The 15723-nt window shown below is 48.8% G+C and carries 13 protein-coding genes; 6 read left to right on the top strand and 7 right to left on the bottom strand.

The window, feature by feature from the left end; genetic code table 11:
- Positions 1-149: 149 nt before the first annotated feature.
- Together OEU88_RS03490 and OEU88_RS03495 are read right to left on the bottom strand one after the other, a co-directional pair.
- On the bottom strand, positions 150-1247 hold the full coding sequence (locus OEU88_RS03490) for an alpha/beta fold hydrolase (RefSeq protein ID WP_262693712.1): 1098 nt from the start codon (positions 1245-1247) through the stop codon (positions 150-152).
- A gap of 106 nt (positions 1248-1353) precedes the next feature.
- A complete protein-coding gene (locus OEU88_RS03495; protein WP_262693713.1) occupies positions 1354-2469 on the bottom strand; it encodes a pyridoxal phosphate-dependent decarboxylase family protein in 1116 nt (371 codons plus the stop codon).
- A 198-nt stretch (positions 2470-2667) separates the two neighbouring features.
- Between OEU88_RS03495 and OEU88_RS03500 the strand changes: the two genes are divergently transcribed.
- Positions 2668-3495, top strand: coding sequence for a DUF2189 domain-containing protein (locus tag OEU88_RS03500; RefSeq protein WP_262693714.1), 828 nt, complete (start codon positions 2668-2670; stop codon positions 3493-3495).
- A 95-nt stretch (positions 3496-3590) separates the two neighbouring features.
- On the opposite strand, the gene OEU88_RS03505 is transcribed toward OEU88_RS03500, so the two are convergent.
- Complete coding sequence (locus tag OEU88_RS03505) at positions 3591-3812, bottom strand: tautomerase family protein (RefSeq protein ID WP_262693715.1); 222 nt, start codon at positions 3810-3812, stop codon at positions 3591-3593.
- 114 nt (positions 3813-3926) lie between these two features.
- Positions 3927-4793 carry an SDR family oxidoreductase gene (locus tag OEU88_RS03510; protein ID WP_262693716.1) on the bottom strand — a complete coding sequence of 289 codons (867 nt, stop codon included), beginning with the start codon at positions 4791-4793 and terminating at the stop codon, positions 3927-3929.
- A gap of 98 nt (positions 4794-4891) precedes the next feature.
- Here OEU88_RS03510 and OEU88_RS03515 point away from each other — a divergent pair, with 98 nt between their 5' ends.
- Both OEU88_RS03515 and OEU88_RS03520 read left to right on the top strand, forming a co-directional pair.
- Positions 4892-5779 carry a LysR family transcriptional regulator gene (locus OEU88_RS03515; RefSeq protein ID WP_262693717.1) on the top strand — a complete coding sequence of 296 codons (888 nt, stop codon included), beginning with the start codon at positions 4892-4894 and terminating at the stop codon, positions 5777-5779.
- A 167-nt stretch (positions 5780-5946) separates the two neighbouring features.
- Entirely contained in the window at positions 5947-6387 is a 441-nt protein-coding gene (locus tag OEU88_RS03520) for a GIY-YIG nuclease family protein (RefSeq protein WP_262693718.1), read from the top strand.
- A gap of 16 nt (positions 6388-6403) precedes the next feature.
- Here the strand turns inward: OEU88_RS03520 and OEU88_RS03525 are convergent, their stop codons facing one another.
- Entirely contained in the window at positions 6404-7258 is an 855-nt protein-coding gene (locus OEU88_RS03525) for an MBL fold metallo-hydrolase (protein ID WP_262693719.1), read from the bottom strand.
- Between the two features lie 228 nt (positions 7259-7486).
- Between OEU88_RS03525 and OEU88_RS03530 the strand changes: the two genes are divergently transcribed.
- The gene (locus OEU88_RS03530) at positions 7487-8881 is read left to right on the top strand and encodes a sodium-dependent transporter (protein WP_262693721.1); all 1395 of its coding nucleotides are present in this window, start codon (positions 7487-7489) and stop codon (positions 8879-8881) included.
- A gap of 97 nt (positions 8882-8978) precedes the next feature.
- Here OEU88_RS03530 and OEU88_RS03535 read toward each other — a convergent pair whose 3' ends face one another.
- Positions 8979-10112: a PepSY-associated TM helix domain-containing protein gene (locus tag OEU88_RS03535; protein ID WP_262693723.1), complete on the bottom strand. Its 1134-nt coding sequence runs from the start codon at positions 10110-10112 to the stop codon at positions 8979-8981.
- A gap of 200 nt (positions 10113-10312) precedes the next feature.
- Here OEU88_RS03535 and OEU88_RS03540 point away from each other — a divergent pair, with 200 nt between their 5' ends.
- Complete coding sequence (locus OEU88_RS03540; protein WP_262693724.1) at positions 10313-11347, top strand: DNA cytosine methyltransferase; 1035 nt, start codon at positions 10313-10315, stop codon at positions 11345-11347.
- Here OEU88_RS03540 and OEU88_RS03545 read toward each other — a convergent pair.
- Positions 11340-13250: an ATP-binding protein gene (locus tag OEU88_RS03545; protein ID WP_262693725.1), complete on the bottom strand. Its 1911-nt coding sequence runs from the start codon at positions 13248-13250 to the stop codon at positions 11340-11342. The genes OEU88_RS03540 and OEU88_RS03545 overlap by 8 nt on opposite strands.
- A gap of 153 nt (positions 13251-13403) precedes the next feature.
- Between OEU88_RS03545 and lepA the strand changes: the two genes are divergently transcribed.
- On the top strand, positions 13404-15206 hold the full coding sequence (gene lepA / locus OEU88_RS03550) for a translation elongation factor 4 (protein WP_262693726.1): 1803 nt from the start codon (positions 13404-13406) through the stop codon (positions 15204-15206).
- The last annotated feature ends 517 nt before the right edge of the window (positions 15207-15723 follow it).

The following is a 15723-nucleotide window of genomic DNA, read 5'->3' on the forward strand; positions in this document are numbered from 1 at the left end:
GTTTGTGTTATTATTACAAATAAAGAAGAAAAGGTAAGTGACAAATAATCATCCTTTATTGAATTCAGTAATAGTATTTGCGACAGGATGTAGAAAATATATGGGCGGACAGTGTGGCAAATGAACGGGCCCGTATTTACATGACCCTTTCACTGCAGCAAAAATGCTTTTATGTGCTCGTTAATAAATGCATTGTCTTCTGGGTTAAGGCCAGAACCAGCCAGGTGTCCCCAGATAGAAGGGATGGGTGTAAATTGCACGGACGGAATGAATTCAGCTTCGTACTTTAGTGACGCCAGCGGAAAGTACATGTCTGTTGCGCAGGGCATATAAAGCACATCTGCTTTTATAGATTTCAGCGCTTTCTCAATATCACCATTAAAGCCTTCTGTATTGCCCGCATTGTTCGTTTGCCACGCCCGCGCAAGGGTAATGAAGTCGTTGGCATCTCCCTGAGACAAGCCGTTTTGCCAAAACTCACGCAAGTAATCTTCTACGTGATCAAAGCCAAAATTCCTGTATTTTTCCTGCCGGTACCATTCCTGCGACAAACCCCACGCGGCCCAGTGCGTGCCGCCCGCGCGCAGCCCGACAAGTGGTGGTTCGCTGTAGTCACCGCCGTTGTAAGCCGCGTCTGCTGTGATGGCCGTAATCCATCCCTCCAAGCGTACTTTGCCGTGCGGGTATTCCTTGGCGGAACCACAATAAGGTGCAATTCTGGACACATAATCAGGATGGCTCACCGCCCACTGCAGGGCTTGCTGCGCCCCCATCGAAAAGCCAACAACGGCATAAAGGTGTTCAATGTCAAACTCTTCTCTCAGTAGTCGGTAGCCCGCATTGATGTTGTCGCGCACGGCGATGGCCGGGAAACGCGGCCCGTCAAATGGTGCCGGTGTGTTGCTGGGTGAGCTGGACAATCCGTTCGAGAACATGTCTGTTGCGATAATGAAATACTTTTCAGGGTCCAATGCTTTGCCGGGGCCAATCATGAAATCATAACCATGATGGTCACCGCCGTATGCGGACGGCACGAGCACCGCATTGCTTCTGTCTGCATTCAACTTCCCGTGTGTCACATACGACAGTTTTGTATTTGGCAATATGGTGCCAGATTCGAACTGAAACGACCCCAGTTCAAACACCTTATGGCCACCATCCGCAAACGCGGATTGCCATGCAAAAGCAAGGCCCATGACAATTGAAAGGAGAAGCCGGAATGTTGAGCGAACGGGTAGCTTTGTCATTTCATTTCCTGCGGGATGTTATGCCTGATTAAAGGTAAGCAGCGTTGTGCGAGTTCATTGAAAGGGAAGTGTAGGCAAGGCGATTTACAGTTGCAAGCAATGCGGATCATGCGCTTTCAACATATCCCTTAATTTTTAAAATAATGAGATCAACCTCAATGAACGGGTTTGCGGCAACCTGACGAACCCAAACCTCATCATCAATTTGTGTTTGCGAAGACGTGTCTGCAAGCGCTGCTAAAACGCCCTTTATCTCTTTGCGTTTTGGGCGCCATGTGACAACCGCGGTTTCCGGCTTTTGCTTAAGCTCGGTCGCATCATGTGTGCGCAGAAAGTCAGCCAGCTTTTCAGCATCCGCCATGCTTTTCTCTATACGCTGCGCCAAACCGCTGCGCCCCCATGCCATGAGTGTCGCCATTAACGGGATGGCGGCAGCACCGCGCGAACCTTGTACGCCGACATTTGGCGCCGCGAGATAAGACCCGCCGTAACTAATGTGACGGAGCGCCTTTTTATCCTTAAATAAAACAAGGGCAGAGTCTTTTGGTTGATAGAACCATTTATGAGCAGAAATCGCGACACTGTCTGCTTTCTCAATGCCGTCCAGAATATCCGAATATTTTGTAAGCCTGAGCGGGGCTGCCCATGCTGCGTCCACATGCGTCCATAGCGCGCCTGATGGTGAGAGATCATCAACGGCGCCTCTGCCTGTTGTTCCTGCTGTTAAAACAAGGCATGCCTCTTTCAAATTCGTGAGCTTGTCGCGGTTTAGTTTTCCTGCGGAATCAACCGCGACCGTATCAAGCTTCATGCCCAGAATATCTGCTGCTTTTGCAACGGATATATGTGCATCTTTCGATGCGACAACAGTCTTTGCACCGTGTTTTCTTGCGCACCAAATCGCAGTTAGGTTTGCAATCGTAGATCCTGCGCAAAAATGACCGTCGGTCATACCGAAGTAAGGCAAAAGCCAATCAATAACCCGCTTCTCGACCACTGTTGCCAGAGGGCTCAGGTCCGGGTGCAACAGGTTTTGGTTATATTCTGCGTTGAGCCCCACAACTTTTGCAGCAATCTCGGGCGTGGGCGGGTCCATATGTGCCATAATCCAAGCGGCGCCTATATCTGCAGAATGGGTTTTAATCAAGTTGCTGACTTGGGAAAACACTTGATCAGGCTCTCTGCCGAGTTCTGGTAATTCAAAAGGTATTTCTTCGAGCATGATGTAACCTTGTTTGGTTTGCCGCCTGTATGGAACATCTAAGTTATAGTGCTCGTGGTTGTGAAACGCTACAAAGCCTTACAGCATTATGATATGATCGGCCTTGGGGAAGGTTTCACGTACTTGGCAAAATTGTTCAGTAGGGCAACATGCTGACACAGCTAAAGAGTGTGACTAATTGAAAACGGAGGGGTTGATATGACATACGAAAACGCATCTGTAGCACAAAGGCCGCCAACCATGGCGAAAGACTTTGCGCGGGGCCTGCCAGTTCATGCACCATTTGATTGGTTGAAAGCGGGTGTGCGCGATACGTTTGCTTCACCTGTCAGCAGCCTATCGTATGGCTTGGCGGTGTTTTTGATATCGGTTGCTTTCGTCGCTGTTATGTTTCGCTTCGGTTTCAGTTATTTTCTGTTTCCGGCTATTGCGGGGTTTATGGTTTTGGGGCCTTTCATCGCCACTGGGCTATACGGAAAAAGCCGATTGCTGGCGGCAGGGGCTGCCGGTGTATCCACGCGTGAGATGCTGTCTGTTAAGCCAAAGTCACCAGGGCAACTCCTCCTTGTGGGCATTGTGCTGATGCTGATCATGACCTTTTGGCTGCGGTTTGCAGTTGTGCTTTATGCACTGTTTTTTGGTTTGGCACCGTTCGGTGGTTTGGAACAAACTATTGATACGCTTTTTTTAACCAATACGGGGCGCACGCTTTTGATGGTTGGCAGCGCTGTGGGTGGCTTAATGGCGGCTTTCTCTTTTTCCATCAGTGCCTTTTCAATTCCCATGCTGATGAATGAAAAGAAAGACACCATGACGGCTGTGGCGCTAAGTGTGGTTATCGCCTGGATGAACAAATCAGTTGTTTTTGTGTGGGGCAGTATCGTGCTGGCACTATTCCTGTTCAGTGTTGCCAATGCATTTGTTGGGCTTATTGTGATTTTTCCAATACTGGGTCACGGCACGTGGCATGCCTATCAGGCTATGCGCAGTGAAGAAGCCCTCGTTGCCGCAGAAAACGAGGCATAGGTCGTCACCGCTAAATACGTCTGTAGTGATAGTTGTGTGGGCAAACTTGAGGTGTTGTAATTCATCGTCTGTTTTTCTCTTAGTGTTGTTTGATTTTATGATCCATCTAGCGTGATTTTTCTTATGTCTGAGAGGCTTAACGCTTTACCTCCGGCGCCCCACTGGCCGTTTTTCACTTCATTAATAATCACCCATGTGTAGGGACGAATTCTTTCATTAGTTACTTCAACAACTACATTTGTAATTTTGGCAATAATCGCTGCGGATTGATCTTTATCGAGTTCATCCTTGAATACTTTCACCTCAATAAGTGGCATGAGAAATTCCTTTCTAGTGTGGCTGGGTTTACAACACTTAAGTTGAGAGGGATGGTAATTTACCACCCCTACTTCGATCTGAAATCTATGAACACATGGTAGATTGATATTGTTTTACACAGTTTTTAATATCTCAAGATGATCGAGACTTAATGCCTTCACGCTGCTGGCTTGCACGGGCTCAATCGCATTATTGATTGTGTCAGCACCGAAACTTGCACCGACGACTGTACGAGTAGGTCGTTGTCCAGCAGGTGTTTCAATCAGTGTTGCTACTGCTTCGGCAATATCATGAGGATTTGGAGCGTCAGCGCCCTCGAACATAGACATGAAACTCTCAAACATCGCTCCTGGAATTTCCCCAACATCCCCGTATTCCTCTATTTTCACCGTGTCGTGAGGCTGGGCGGCACTGCTATACATTTGCGTTGGATATGCGCTTGGTTGAACCAAAGCGACGTCAATGCCAAACTGTGAAGTTTCATATCGTAGACTATCCGTTATCGCTTCAACAGCGAATTTGCTGGCACCGTAAATACCGAAAAATGGGAACGTCACTCGACCCAAAATTGAGCCAATATTGATGATTAATCCGCTCCTTTTACGACGAAATATTGGCAAGACTGCACGGGTGACACGATGCAGACCGATAACGTTCACATCGAAGAGCGCTGTCACTTGCGTATCCGTGAAGGCCTCCGAAACACCTGCTGAAGCTACACCAGCATTATTAATCAAAACGTCGATACGCCCTGCTTTGTTGACGACAGATGCGACTGCCTGTTCCACCGATTGAGTCTCAGTTACGTCAAGCTCAACGACCTCAATGCCTTTGGCTTTTATGGCGCCCGCGTGCTCGCGGTTTTTACCATTTATATCCCGCATAGAAGCAAAGACTCTATGACCTTCAGCAGCTAGTGTTTCGACTGTGTAGCGACCAAATCCAGTTGATGCGCCAGTAATGAGAATGACTTTCGACATATTTGTTTCCTTATTTTGTTACTGACTAGGAACTTAATATGTGCATTTGATTAGATAAATACCTTGAAATACATATGATCTGTGCAATAAATGCACAAATGAATAACCTTTCGAATATGCAATTGTTTGTTAAAGTTGTGGAAGAAGGCAGTTTCTCAGCCACTGCCCGTTACTTCGGAATCATGCCATCTTCTGTATCGCGGCAGATTTCACATCTGGAGAACGAGCTGGGTGCGCGTCTTTTTCATCGAACGACACGTAAGCAAAGTCTTACCGAGGCAGGTCAGATATACTATCAACACACCCTGCGGATTGTTGCAGATATTGAAGAGGCGAAACGCGCTGTAAGCCAATTGGCTGAGTCACCCTCAGGGCACTTGCATGTGACGGTAGAAACAGATTTTGCCGTTACGTTTATAGCGCCTGTTTTACCAGAGTTTTTTATACGTTATCCAAAAGTTCAAGTACGATTTTCCATGAATACAGATAATCTGGATATTGTGGATAATGCGATGGACTTGGCAATACGATTCGGTCACTTGGGAGATTCTGGATTAATCGCACGAAAGCTTGCTATGAGTTCTTCAGTGATATGTGCAAGCCCTGACTATCTTGCCACCTATGGTACACCGTCACACCCAAGCCAACTTGGAAAACATAATTGTCTGTCTTTTCGTACAGCAGCAGGTAAAAATTATTGGAAGTTCAACGATCAAGGAAAAACATTAGACATTCCGATATCTGGTTCTTTGAATGCCAACAACCTTACTTTTTTGAAGGAAAATGCTCTAACTGGACAAGGTATCATTATGATCCCATCATGGATGGTTCATTCTGCGCTGAAGGAAAAACTTCTCATACCGTTGCTCGAAGATTTTCCTTTACTCCCTTCAGCAACACCTATCCATGCAGTTTTTGCGCACAACCGGCATTTAGCGCCGAAGGTTCGCGCATTTGTTGATTTTCTCGCAGAGAAACTTAAATGACCCTGTACCCACAGATAAGCGTACTCGCGTCTAAAGTCAGAACATTCATTGATTTAATGATTAATGAAATCGACCAGAAATCTGCATGCAAAGAATGCCTGTCATATTGAGCGAACAGATAGTGTTGGTTACAGGAGTTAGAATTGACCCTTCGAGAAAATATTAACATGGACAAGTTGACCGCTATGTTGCAACTCAAAGGGCTTCATTCAGAGCGAACAACGCCTAATGCACTTGATAATCTCGATCAAACCAAAGGAGCCTATATCCTCTTCGTCACGCTTGAGAGAGCCGTTGCCGTTAAACTGCCGGGGCGAGATGCCTTCACGCTTTCAGTTGGCACATACCTTTATGTCGGTAGCGCGAACGGCGGTGGTGGCATGAAGGCCCGGCTTGCGCGTCATTTCAAAAGGCAAAAGGAAATCCACTGGCACGTTGACCAATTGACCACGCGGGCCGCACACGTTTCTGCACTTGCCGTAGCGGATGGTGACGAGTGTATGCTGGGCGCGGTGCTGATCAACTCAGGCCGGTTTCAAGTCGCCGTTCCCGGTTTTGGCAGCAGTGACTGCCGCACATGCGTCAGCCACTTATTGATGCCTGTATAGAGGCTAACAGCTTTACTTACTTGGCAGTCAGCAAGCGCCACATGCCGTCAATGTTTTCACCAAGCCAGCCGTCGTAGTTTTCAAAGTCGCGGTATTTTTCCAGCTTGATTTGCTCTTTGGCATCGGCGAGCGTGCCGCCGTCATCAATCACATCTTGCACTGCATCGCGCAGGTCTTCGTGGTATTCGCGGTGCTCCACCACATCTGCTTTGGTGCCAAGGCTGCCGTGGCCGGGCATGAAGATATCAAAATCAAGTGCTTCAACGCCTTTAATGAAATCAATCGCGCCGGGCATGTCGTGAGCATAAAGGTTGCGGTACGGCAGGCGATCAACCGAAATGGCATCCACCACAAAAACGGCGCGTTCTGCCGGAAACTCAATCGCAATCACATTGTCCGTATGGCTTGGGCCGAAATAGTGCAGGTTCACTGCGCCGTCACCCAGCTTGATGGTGGTTGATTTTTCGAACGTGCGCTCAGGCACTGCCGTAAACGGGTTTTTGTGCAGTGCTTCTGCTGTGTTTGCGTGGGCAACAATGGTTGCTGTTTCGTCAAACACTTCCCCGCCAGAGACATGGTCATTATGCTCATGGCTATAGATCACATACTTAATTTCCTTACCAAAGCGCGAGCGGAGTGTGGCTTTCAGCCATGTGGCTGCGGCTTCGTTGATCGGGTCAGTTGCAATCACGCCGTCTGATGTCACCAGAAAGGCGGAAAAATGACCATTGTTCCGGAACCGGTACAGGTTGCCTTTAATGTTCGTGATCTCGCGCACAGCCTCGTCTTGCGCCAGCGTTGGCGCAGTGGTCGCCATGTTCAGGCCCAGCCCGGTTGCCACCACGGCGGCCATAAATTTAAAACGGTTCATACCTCTTCCCCTTACATTGAGTGACATGTTTAGCCGCTGTTTCCCATGCATCATAGGCAACTGTCACCTCAGTTTTTCGTGATGCCAGCACTGCCCCTGATTGCACCGCGTTAATCCCTTTTGGGTGTCACTGCGTTGACATATGTCCCTTCATGGCTAGTCTGTCATCATTGCACAGGGGCGTCAGAACCCGGATCGGGTCGGCCTTTAATTTCAGGGGAGGGAATTATGGCAATATCAACATCAGGCGGCGGTCAGGAGAATTGGTCTTCGCGCGCTGCTTTCATTTTTGCCGCTGTGGGGAGCGCAGTTGGCCTCGGGAACATTTGGCGGTTTCCGTACATTGCAGGTGAAAACGGCGGCGGCGCCTTTGTGCTCATCTACATATTTTTTGTGTTTTTAATTGGCTGGCCCGTGCTGGTGTCAGAACTTGCCATTGGCCGCTATGCGGGCAAAAGCCCGATCGGCTCCGTTGAGAAAATCGCGGTAGACAGCGGCAAGTCAGCTAACTGGAAGTGGCTTGGTTTCCTTGGCACCTTCGCCGGTGGCCTCGCGCTCTTGTCGTATTACAGCGTGATCGCAGGCTGGGTGATGGCGTATGTCATCAAGGCCCTAACCGGCACGTTTGTCGGCATCACGGCACCTGAAGCACAAGCGGAGCTCGCGAACCATTACGCCAACGGCCCCATGATGGCCTTCTGGCATCTGGCGTTCATTTGCCTGACCATTTTCATTGTCGGCAAGGGCATCAAGGGCGGGCTTGAAAAAGCCGTGCTTTACCTCATGCCCATGCTGTTTGTCATTTTGCTGGTGCTTGTCGGTTACTCCATGGCCGTTGGTAATTTCCAGCAGGGCCTTGCGTATCTGTTCGCGCCGGACTTCTCCAAAATCACCGCTGGTGTAGTGATCGCGGCGCTGGGTCAGGCGCTGTTCTCGCTATCGGTTGCGGTGGGCACCATGTTTGCTTACGGCGCATACCTGTCGAAGGATATTTCCATCACCAAGTCAGCAGGCATTATTGCGGCGGCTGACACAGGCGTTGCTTTGCTTGCGGGCCTCGCGATCTTCCCGCTCGTTTTCGCCTTTGGTCTTCAGCCAAACTCTGGCCCTGGCCTGCTGTTTGAAACCCTGCCGGTTGCCTTCGCGCAAATGCCGGGTGGTATCCTGTTTGGTACGCTGTTCTTTGTGCTGCTGGGTGTGGCGGCGATCACATCGTCCATTTCGCTGCTGGAGCCTGCAGTGTCCTACTTCGGTGAAAAGCTTGGCATGGGCCGCTGGGTTGCGGCGATCATTGCGGGCGGCATTGCCTTTACCATTGGCTTGCTGTCGGTCTTCTCGTTTAATGACTGGGCAGAGTTTTACCCGCTGGCGTTCTTGGGCCTTAGTGAGCTTGCTGGCAGCCCGGCAACCTTCTACCAGATCAATGATTTCTTCGTCTCGAACATTGTGCTGCCAATTGGTGGTTTGTTTGTGGCGCTGTTTGCAGGGTGGGCCGTTTCGTCAGAAACCATCCGCAAAGAGCTTGATCTGCCAGAAGGTGGCTTGTTCGCGTTTTGGCGTGTGCTGATCCGCTTCATTTGCCCGGCAGCCCTTGTGGTGATCCTGGTTTCAGGCCTCAGTTAAAAACTAAGCCATCTATAAACCCAACTAACGATGCTGCGTCCCGTGATGGGGCGCAGCATTTTTCATGCGAGGGTTCATAAGGCTAAGCGGCTATCGCTTACGCCTTATCGCCTGCTTTGTTCTTGTTAAATAGCGGCCGGATCAGGCGGCGGTAACTCAGCGCAAGGCCGGTCCACACAAGGAACATACCGGCGAGTGAGCCGAGGCCGGCCAGCGTTTGGCCAAACCACCCCAGCACTTCGCCCGTATGCAAGAACCGGATGGTGATGCGCGCTTTGCCGCCCGGTGTGCGTGCGTCAAACGGGCGGTTCTGGTCGGTGATACTGCCGTCCGGTTGCACGGTTGCCGTGAACCGCTTGTGGTGCTGTGCGCCGTTGCCCATATCCACGCCGAACGCGGTGGGCAGGGCGCGCAGGCTGTCTGCGTCCAGCGAAATGGTTTGCCAGCCGGGATAGGCGGCGGCCATGGCGTCAAACCGTGCTTGCAGCGTTAGGCCCAGCGCTGCGTCTGCCGCAGGGGCAGGGGCTTCAACAGTGCTGCCGCCGCGCCCGCGCTGTGGCACGTCTTCGCCGTAAGCGGCGTACACCAGCTCGTTTGCCCAGCGGTAATTAAACACCGTGGCGGTGGTTGCCATCACGATGATCGGGATCAGCATCCACACACTGAACACATGGTGCCAGTTGTAATCCCGCGCATGGCCGGTTGCGTAGCTGCGCCGGAACACCAGCCGCACCTTTGTTGCAGACCAGCGCATCACGGGCGGCAACCACAGGTATGCGCCTGATAGGGCAAGGAAGATAAACAGTAGGTTTGCAGCACCGGTTATTGCCTTGCCGGTGGCACGGCTATCACCGGTGAGGGAAAACCAGCGGTGGAAGCGCACCATATCATCCATGAAACGCTCGGTCTTGGTTTCCACATTGCGCAGGATGCGGCCATTTGAGGGGTTCATCAGGTGCTTGTCCCGCCCCACGTAAAACCGCACAGGCGCGGCGCGGTCATCAGGGATGGAAAGTTCGGCTGATGGGTGTACACCGGCGGCGATAGTCGCCATCTCATCCACGCTGATGCGGGTGGTGGGATCAATCCGGAAAACGTCTTTTTCGGCGCTGGCAACAAGCTGCCGCTCATAGGTGAGGAGCACCCCTGTTGCTGACATGGTGAGGATAACCAGCCCTGCCACAACACCAGCCGAAAGATGAGCCCAAAAAAACACGCTTCTAATCGACATATAAGTCCCCGTATCCGCTATTAGTGTCTGCAAAATTCATACGCCAAACCGCTTGCCATGGTTGAAGGCCAAGCGCAAGGAGGGAGTTGCGGGCAAACTTTCAAGTGTATTTCCTCAACTCTATGATTGCTCAATTACTTGCGCGGATATAGAATCGAGTAGAACTCGGTAACTGATGTGAAGTATGGGAACAGCATCTAGTGTCAAAAATAGCTGCTATTGATTTGTTTTGTGGGGCTGGTGGGCTAACGCACGGCCTAATCAAATCTAAAGTCAATGTTGTTGCAGGTTTTGATATTGAGGAAGTGTGTCGATATGCCTACGAAAAAAATAACATAGGTGCACGGTTTTTCAATAAAGACGTTGCGTTATTGACTGGTGAAGAGGTTTTGGCACTCTTTCCCAAGGGGCATATTAAGCTTTTGGCTGGTTGTGCACCTTGTCAGCCTTTCTCAACTTACTCACAAGGACGAGTTGCTAAAGAAGACAAGAAATGGCCCCTATTATACGCCTTCTCTCGGTTAATTCGTGAAGTAAACCCTGAACTGGTAACAATGGAAAATGTGCCAGACGTGACGAAACACGAAGTGTACCACGATTTCGTCTTAGACTTAGAAAGCTTGGGGTATCATGTCTGGGCGCAACGGGTTTATTGTCCTGATTATGGCATGCCTCAGGTTCGGAAAAGACACGTTTTATTAGCTTCAAAACTTGGCCCAATTACACTTATGAAACCTAATCGTAAGCCTGAAGAATATAAAACTGTTCAGCAAACAATCGGCTCATTACCTGCTATTGAGGCTGGTCAGCGACATAGTGTTGATTCTCTGCATGTTTCAGCAGGATTGTCCGAGAAAAATTTGGAACGTATAAAACAGTCTAAACCGGGTGGAACTTGGATGGACTGGCCTGAAGGTTTGCGTGCGCCTTGTCATCGTAAAAAAAGTGGTAGAACATACAGTGGTGTTTATGCGCGAATGAAGTGGGACGAACCGAGTCCTACAATGACGACACAGTGTTTTGGATATGGCAACGGTAGGTTTGGTCATCCTGAGCAAAACCGAGCCATTTCATTGCGAGAGGCTGCCATGCTACAGACATTCCCGAAAAGCTACAAGTTTGTGCCACCTTCAGGAAAAATACACATGACATCAGTAGGCAAGATGATTGGTAACGCTGTTCCAGTCACTCTAGGGAAAGTGATAGGCAAAAGCCTTAATCAACATATTAGGTAATGTCAGCTATTCGTTTTATTTCATCTAAAATCTGATCTTTTGTTTTTGTTGTGTATTCTAAATACTTACATATTTTAATGATTTTAGCGGCTATGATGTCTGCTTCCAAAGCTTCAATTTGAATCTGCGATTTATCTTGATTCAGGCTCGCCCATACCGCTGAAACATCCAGAGGTTTCTTGGGTGTGAAGCTGTTAACATTGATGATGTCGTGGTTTTGTTGAGTAATCCATCCTGCGCCAACTTCTGAAACTGCTGCCCAACTTTCTGCCATATCCTCGCTCGTAACATAAATGACGTGGATTTTTTGGGTTGAGTAACTCTCAACGAAGAATTTTCTCAGGTACTCGAATATGTCAGTTCCAGGAATAGTTTCAGGAATACGAGATTCTTCATTATCGCTGCTTGTATATATTATGTGGGATGCAGGAACATTGTTATGAAGAAGCAAATGATAGATAAAGTCGGCCGCCGCTTTATCTTTGCTAGTATGACTTAGTAAAATCTTACGTTTGGCATCGTCGATTGCGCTTTTGATCCCTAAGTCCGGCATGTTGGTGTTTATGGCTTGCTTAATAGCACTTTGCGCAGTTTCAGAATCAAAATGAATGTTGTCAGTAAGGCTTTCAGCTATTTTTTTTACGGCGGAGCTTGAAGCTTTGTCTTTGAATGTGTCGACCTTCTGTCGAAGTAATGCTTCACGAGCAGCTGCCTTTTGATTCTTGTCTTCGTCCTTCTGCGCTTTGAATAAGCTCGCATATTTTGTTCTAAGTGCTATAATTTTTGGCAATAAGTCATCACGCACATAGTCCGTAACTTTCTGATAACGTATATCGTCAGTTTTATATCCTTGTCGATTGCTAAGAGCGATGTCGGGCAATGTGGTTTCTTCAAGTAAATCAATATGCAACTGACCGACTACATAGACTTCGGCCAACGCGTTTTTGCCAACAGTGTCCAGTATGTTGAACTCGCCAAGTTTTTTGTTAGACATTAGAGAGAGGAAGTTGTCGGGAAAATCTTTCTTATCAGCTTTTCTGCCCCGCGAAGATCTATAGACGCCTATCCAGCCTTCTATTGTGAGATTATGGGATTGCTTGTTTCCCTCACGGTCATTCATATTGATTGGTATTATGTGTGCTTCATTCTTTTTCAGAAGTTGATCTTCAACCGCGGATCTATTTTTGAGTTGGCTGTTAAAGTGTTCGATCAAATATTCAAACTGGGTTCCTAAGGTTATTAGGCCACCTAGATCCTTGATAATCTGCTTTTCGAAAGAGTCGACGATTTTTGGTTTTTGCTTTCCCAAGTGGATATGGATGCGAAAACTTTCGTCTACCAATGGGAATAGCTTCAACAGGTTGTTGGCGATTGTGTCAGAGCGCTTATGCAAGTCGTATTGGGGTTCTCGCATTACAACGGCAGTACCGTTTTGAGTTATTTGTCTGAATTCAACTCTCTCGTCAGGAATTGGTTCCAATAGATGATTTTCGTTCACATGACGAGAGAGAATGAATCCGGATTTCTCTCCATTTTTTATAGTATGAATTTCTACGTTTTTAGATACCGATAAAGCTGCTAATTTACCAACGCCTTTCCGGCCCATTTTTTTCCGACTGTTTTTGCTACCCTTAACGTATGCATCGTCTGGGTCGACGCGAGTTTCTTGGGCCACATTTAAATACTTGTTAACATCGCCTTCCTCGTAGGACATCCCAGATCCATCATCTTCAACTACTATGCTATCGTCATCCTGAATTACATAGACGTTGCTAGCATTAGCGTCATAAGCGTTGGCAATTAGTTCAGCTAATATGTAGTATATATTCGTATAGAGACTTGGCCCTAATAACTCTAGGATTCTAGGGTCTATGCTAATCTCGTATTTTTTTTCTTCGCTCAATTGATACTCACAGATGCAAGGATGAAGCTTTTAGTAGAAATTACATTAAGTTTGTGGGCTTTGCCTGTCAATATTTGGTGAAGAATCTTCGATTAATTTTGTGCCTTCACCTTCCTCTTGCTCACCCTTTCATTTGGCTGTACATAGCCGCTCATGGTTGACCAAAAAAATATCCGCAATTTTTCAATTGTTGCACACATTGATCACGGCAAGTCTACGCTTGCTGATCGTATGATTCAGCACACCGGTGCGCTGTCTGACCGCGAAATGCAGGCACAGGTGCTGGACAGCATGGACATTGAGCGCGAGCGCGGCATCACCATTAAGGCGCAGACCGTACGGCTTGAATATAAGGCCAAGGACGGCGAAGATTATGTGCTCAACCTGATGGACACGCCCGGCCACGTTGACTTTGCCTACGAAGTGAGCCGCTGCCTGAGCGCATGCGAAGGCTCCCTGCTGGTGGTGGATGCAAGCCAGGGGGTTGAGGCGCAAACGCTGGCGAACGTGTATCAGGCAATTGAAAACGACCATGATATTGTGCCTGTGCTGAACAAAATTGACCTGCCCGCCGCCGAGCCAGAGCGTGTGCGTCAGCAAATCGAAGATGTGATTGGGCTAGACGCTTCGGACGCCATTGAATGCTCTGCCAAGTCTGGCATTGGCATTGATGATGTGCTTGAGGCTGTGGTGCAGCGCCTGCCTGCGCCCACGGGTAACCCGGACGCGCCCTTAAAAGCCATGCTGGTGGACAGCTGGTATGACAGCTATCTGGGTGTGATGGTTCTGGTGCGGGTGATTGATGGCACCATAAAGAAGGGCCAGAACATTAAAATGATGGCCGCCGGCAGTGAGCACAACGTGGAACGCGTGGGTGTGTTTACACCCAAGGGTGTTGTTGTGCCGTCCCTCGGACCCGGTGAGGTTGGCTTCATTACCGCATCGATCAAGGAAGTGGCAGACACCCACGTGGGTGACACCATTACGGACGTGAAAAAGCCGTGCGCCGAAGCGCTGGAAGGTTTTAAGCCGAGCCGGTCTGTTGTGTTTTGCGGCCTGTTCCCTGCCGACACAAGCGAGTTTGAGCAACTGCGCGAGGCGCTCGCGAAACTGCGACTGAATGATGCCAGCTTTGAGTTTGAAACCGAAAGCTCAACCGCGCTTGGGTTCGGCTACCGCTGCGGGTTCCTTGGCATGCTGCATCTGGAAATTATTCAGGAGCGGATCAACCGCGAGTTTGATATTGAGCTGATTACCACCAGCCCCAGCGTGATATACGAAATCAACATGAATAATGGTGATGTGCTGGAAATGCACAACCCCGCTGACCTGCCTGATGTGGTTTATATCGACCATATTAAAGAGCCGTGGATTGACGCGACCATTTTGGTGCCTGACGATTATTTGGGTGTGGTGCTGAAACTGTGTGAGGACAAGCGCGGCATTCAGGAAGACCTGACCTATGCTGGCACGCGTGCCATGCTGAAATATAAGCTGCCGCTGAATGAGGTGGTGTATGACTTTTACGACCGCTTGAAATCTGTGAGCCGTGGCTATGCCAGCTTTGACTATGAGATTAGTGGTTACGAACAGTCTGATTTGGTGAAAATGTCTATTCTGGTGAACGCGGAACCTGTTGATGCGCTGTCGATGCTGGTGCACCGCTCTCAGGCTGAAAGCCGGGGCCGGGCGCTGTGCGCGCGCCTGAAAGACCTTATCCCGCGGCAATTGTTTAAAATTCCGATCCAGGCAGCGATTGGCGGCAAAATTATTGGCCGCGAAACGATTTCTGCGATGCGCAAGGACGTAACCGCGAAATGTTACGGCGGCGATGTGACCCGGAAGAAAAAACTGCTGGAGAAGCAGAAAAAGGGTAAAGCCAAAATGCGGATGTACGGAAAAGTTGAAATTCCGCACAGTGCGTTTATCGCGGCACTTAAAATGCGCGATACTTAAAAAGAACGCAGCATTAAAAATGCGCCAATGATATTACGCATGCTTGCAAATTATGCGCGCCTGAGTTTCGGTTTGGGTGCGTTCGTTTCGTTCTGTCTCGCCTCCTCGCCTCCTCGCCTCTTGCCGCTTCATCCCATTTCGTTAATGTGGTCGGGAGCGCAGCGAGGAAAATTTGCTCAAAGCGGATATTGAAAATCATCCCCCGTTTCTGTCTGCGCCTGTTTTGCTTTCTGGATGGCATTTCCTGTTTTGGTATCAAAGTCTGATTTGGTGCCCGCGTGAAATTTCCACGCCAGTTTTACTTTGCCAGTTTTGCTTTGTCAGTTTTTGCGTTGTTCGTTTTGCTGTTCATGTTCGGTAAAATTCAGATATCGCTGTTGTTCTTTGAAAACATATGCCGCTTTCATAATGACTTCGCAAAACAGGATGTTTGCCGCTGAAAACGCATTGTTATTTTCTGAAAACAGCACAAAAAGTGCTCAAAATGAGCGAAAAAACGGTAAAAACGCCTATTTTA

This window comes from Kordiimonas aquimaris (assembly GCF_025574485.1).
Lineage (GTDB): Bacteria > Pseudomonadota > Alphaproteobacteria > Sphingomonadales > Kordiimonadaceae > Kordiimonas > Kordiimonas aquimaris.

Coding starts and splice junctions, on each gene's coding strand:
- OEU88_RS03500 (WP_262693714.1), top strand. CDS start 2,668: ATGACATACGAAAACGCATCTGTAGCACAAAGGCCGCCAACCATGGCG.
- OEU88_RS03525 (WP_262693719.1), bottom strand. CDS start 7,258: ATGAACCGTTTTAAATTTATGGCCGCCGTGGTGGCAACCGGGCTGGGC.
- OEU88_RS03530 (WP_262693721.1), top strand. CDS start 7,487: ATGGCAATATCAACATCAGGCGGCGGTCAGGAGAATTGGTCTTCGCGC.
- lepA (WP_262693726.1), top strand. CDS start 13,404: ATGGTTGACCAAAAAAATATCCGCAATTTTTCAATTGTTGCACACATT.
- OEU88_RS03510 (WP_262693716.1), bottom strand. CDS start 4,793: ATGTCGAAAGTCATTCTCATTACTGGCGCATCAACTGGATTTGGTCGC.
- OEU88_RS03515 (WP_262693717.1), top strand. CDS start 4,892: ATGAATAACCTTTCGAATATGCAATTGTTTGTTAAAGTTGTGGAAGAA.
- OEU88_RS03495 (WP_262693713.1), bottom strand. CDS start 2,469: ATGCTCGAAGAAATACCTTTTGAATTACCAGAACTCGGCAGAGAGCCT.
- OEU88_RS03490 (WP_262693712.1), bottom strand. CDS start 1,247: ATGACAAAGCTACCCGTTCGCTCAACATTCCGGCTTCTCCTTTCAATT.
- OEU88_RS03505 (WP_262693715.1), bottom strand. CDS start 3,812: ATGCCACTTATTGAGGTGAAAGTATTCAAGGATGAACTCGATAAAGAT.
- OEU88_RS03520 (WP_262693718.1), top strand. CDS start 5,947: ATGGACAAGTTGACCGCTATGTTGCAACTCAAAGGGCTTCATTCAGAG.
- OEU88_RS03535 (WP_262693723.1), bottom strand. CDS start 10,112: ATGTCGATTAGAAGCGTGTTTTTTTGGGCTCATCTTTCGGCTGGTGTT.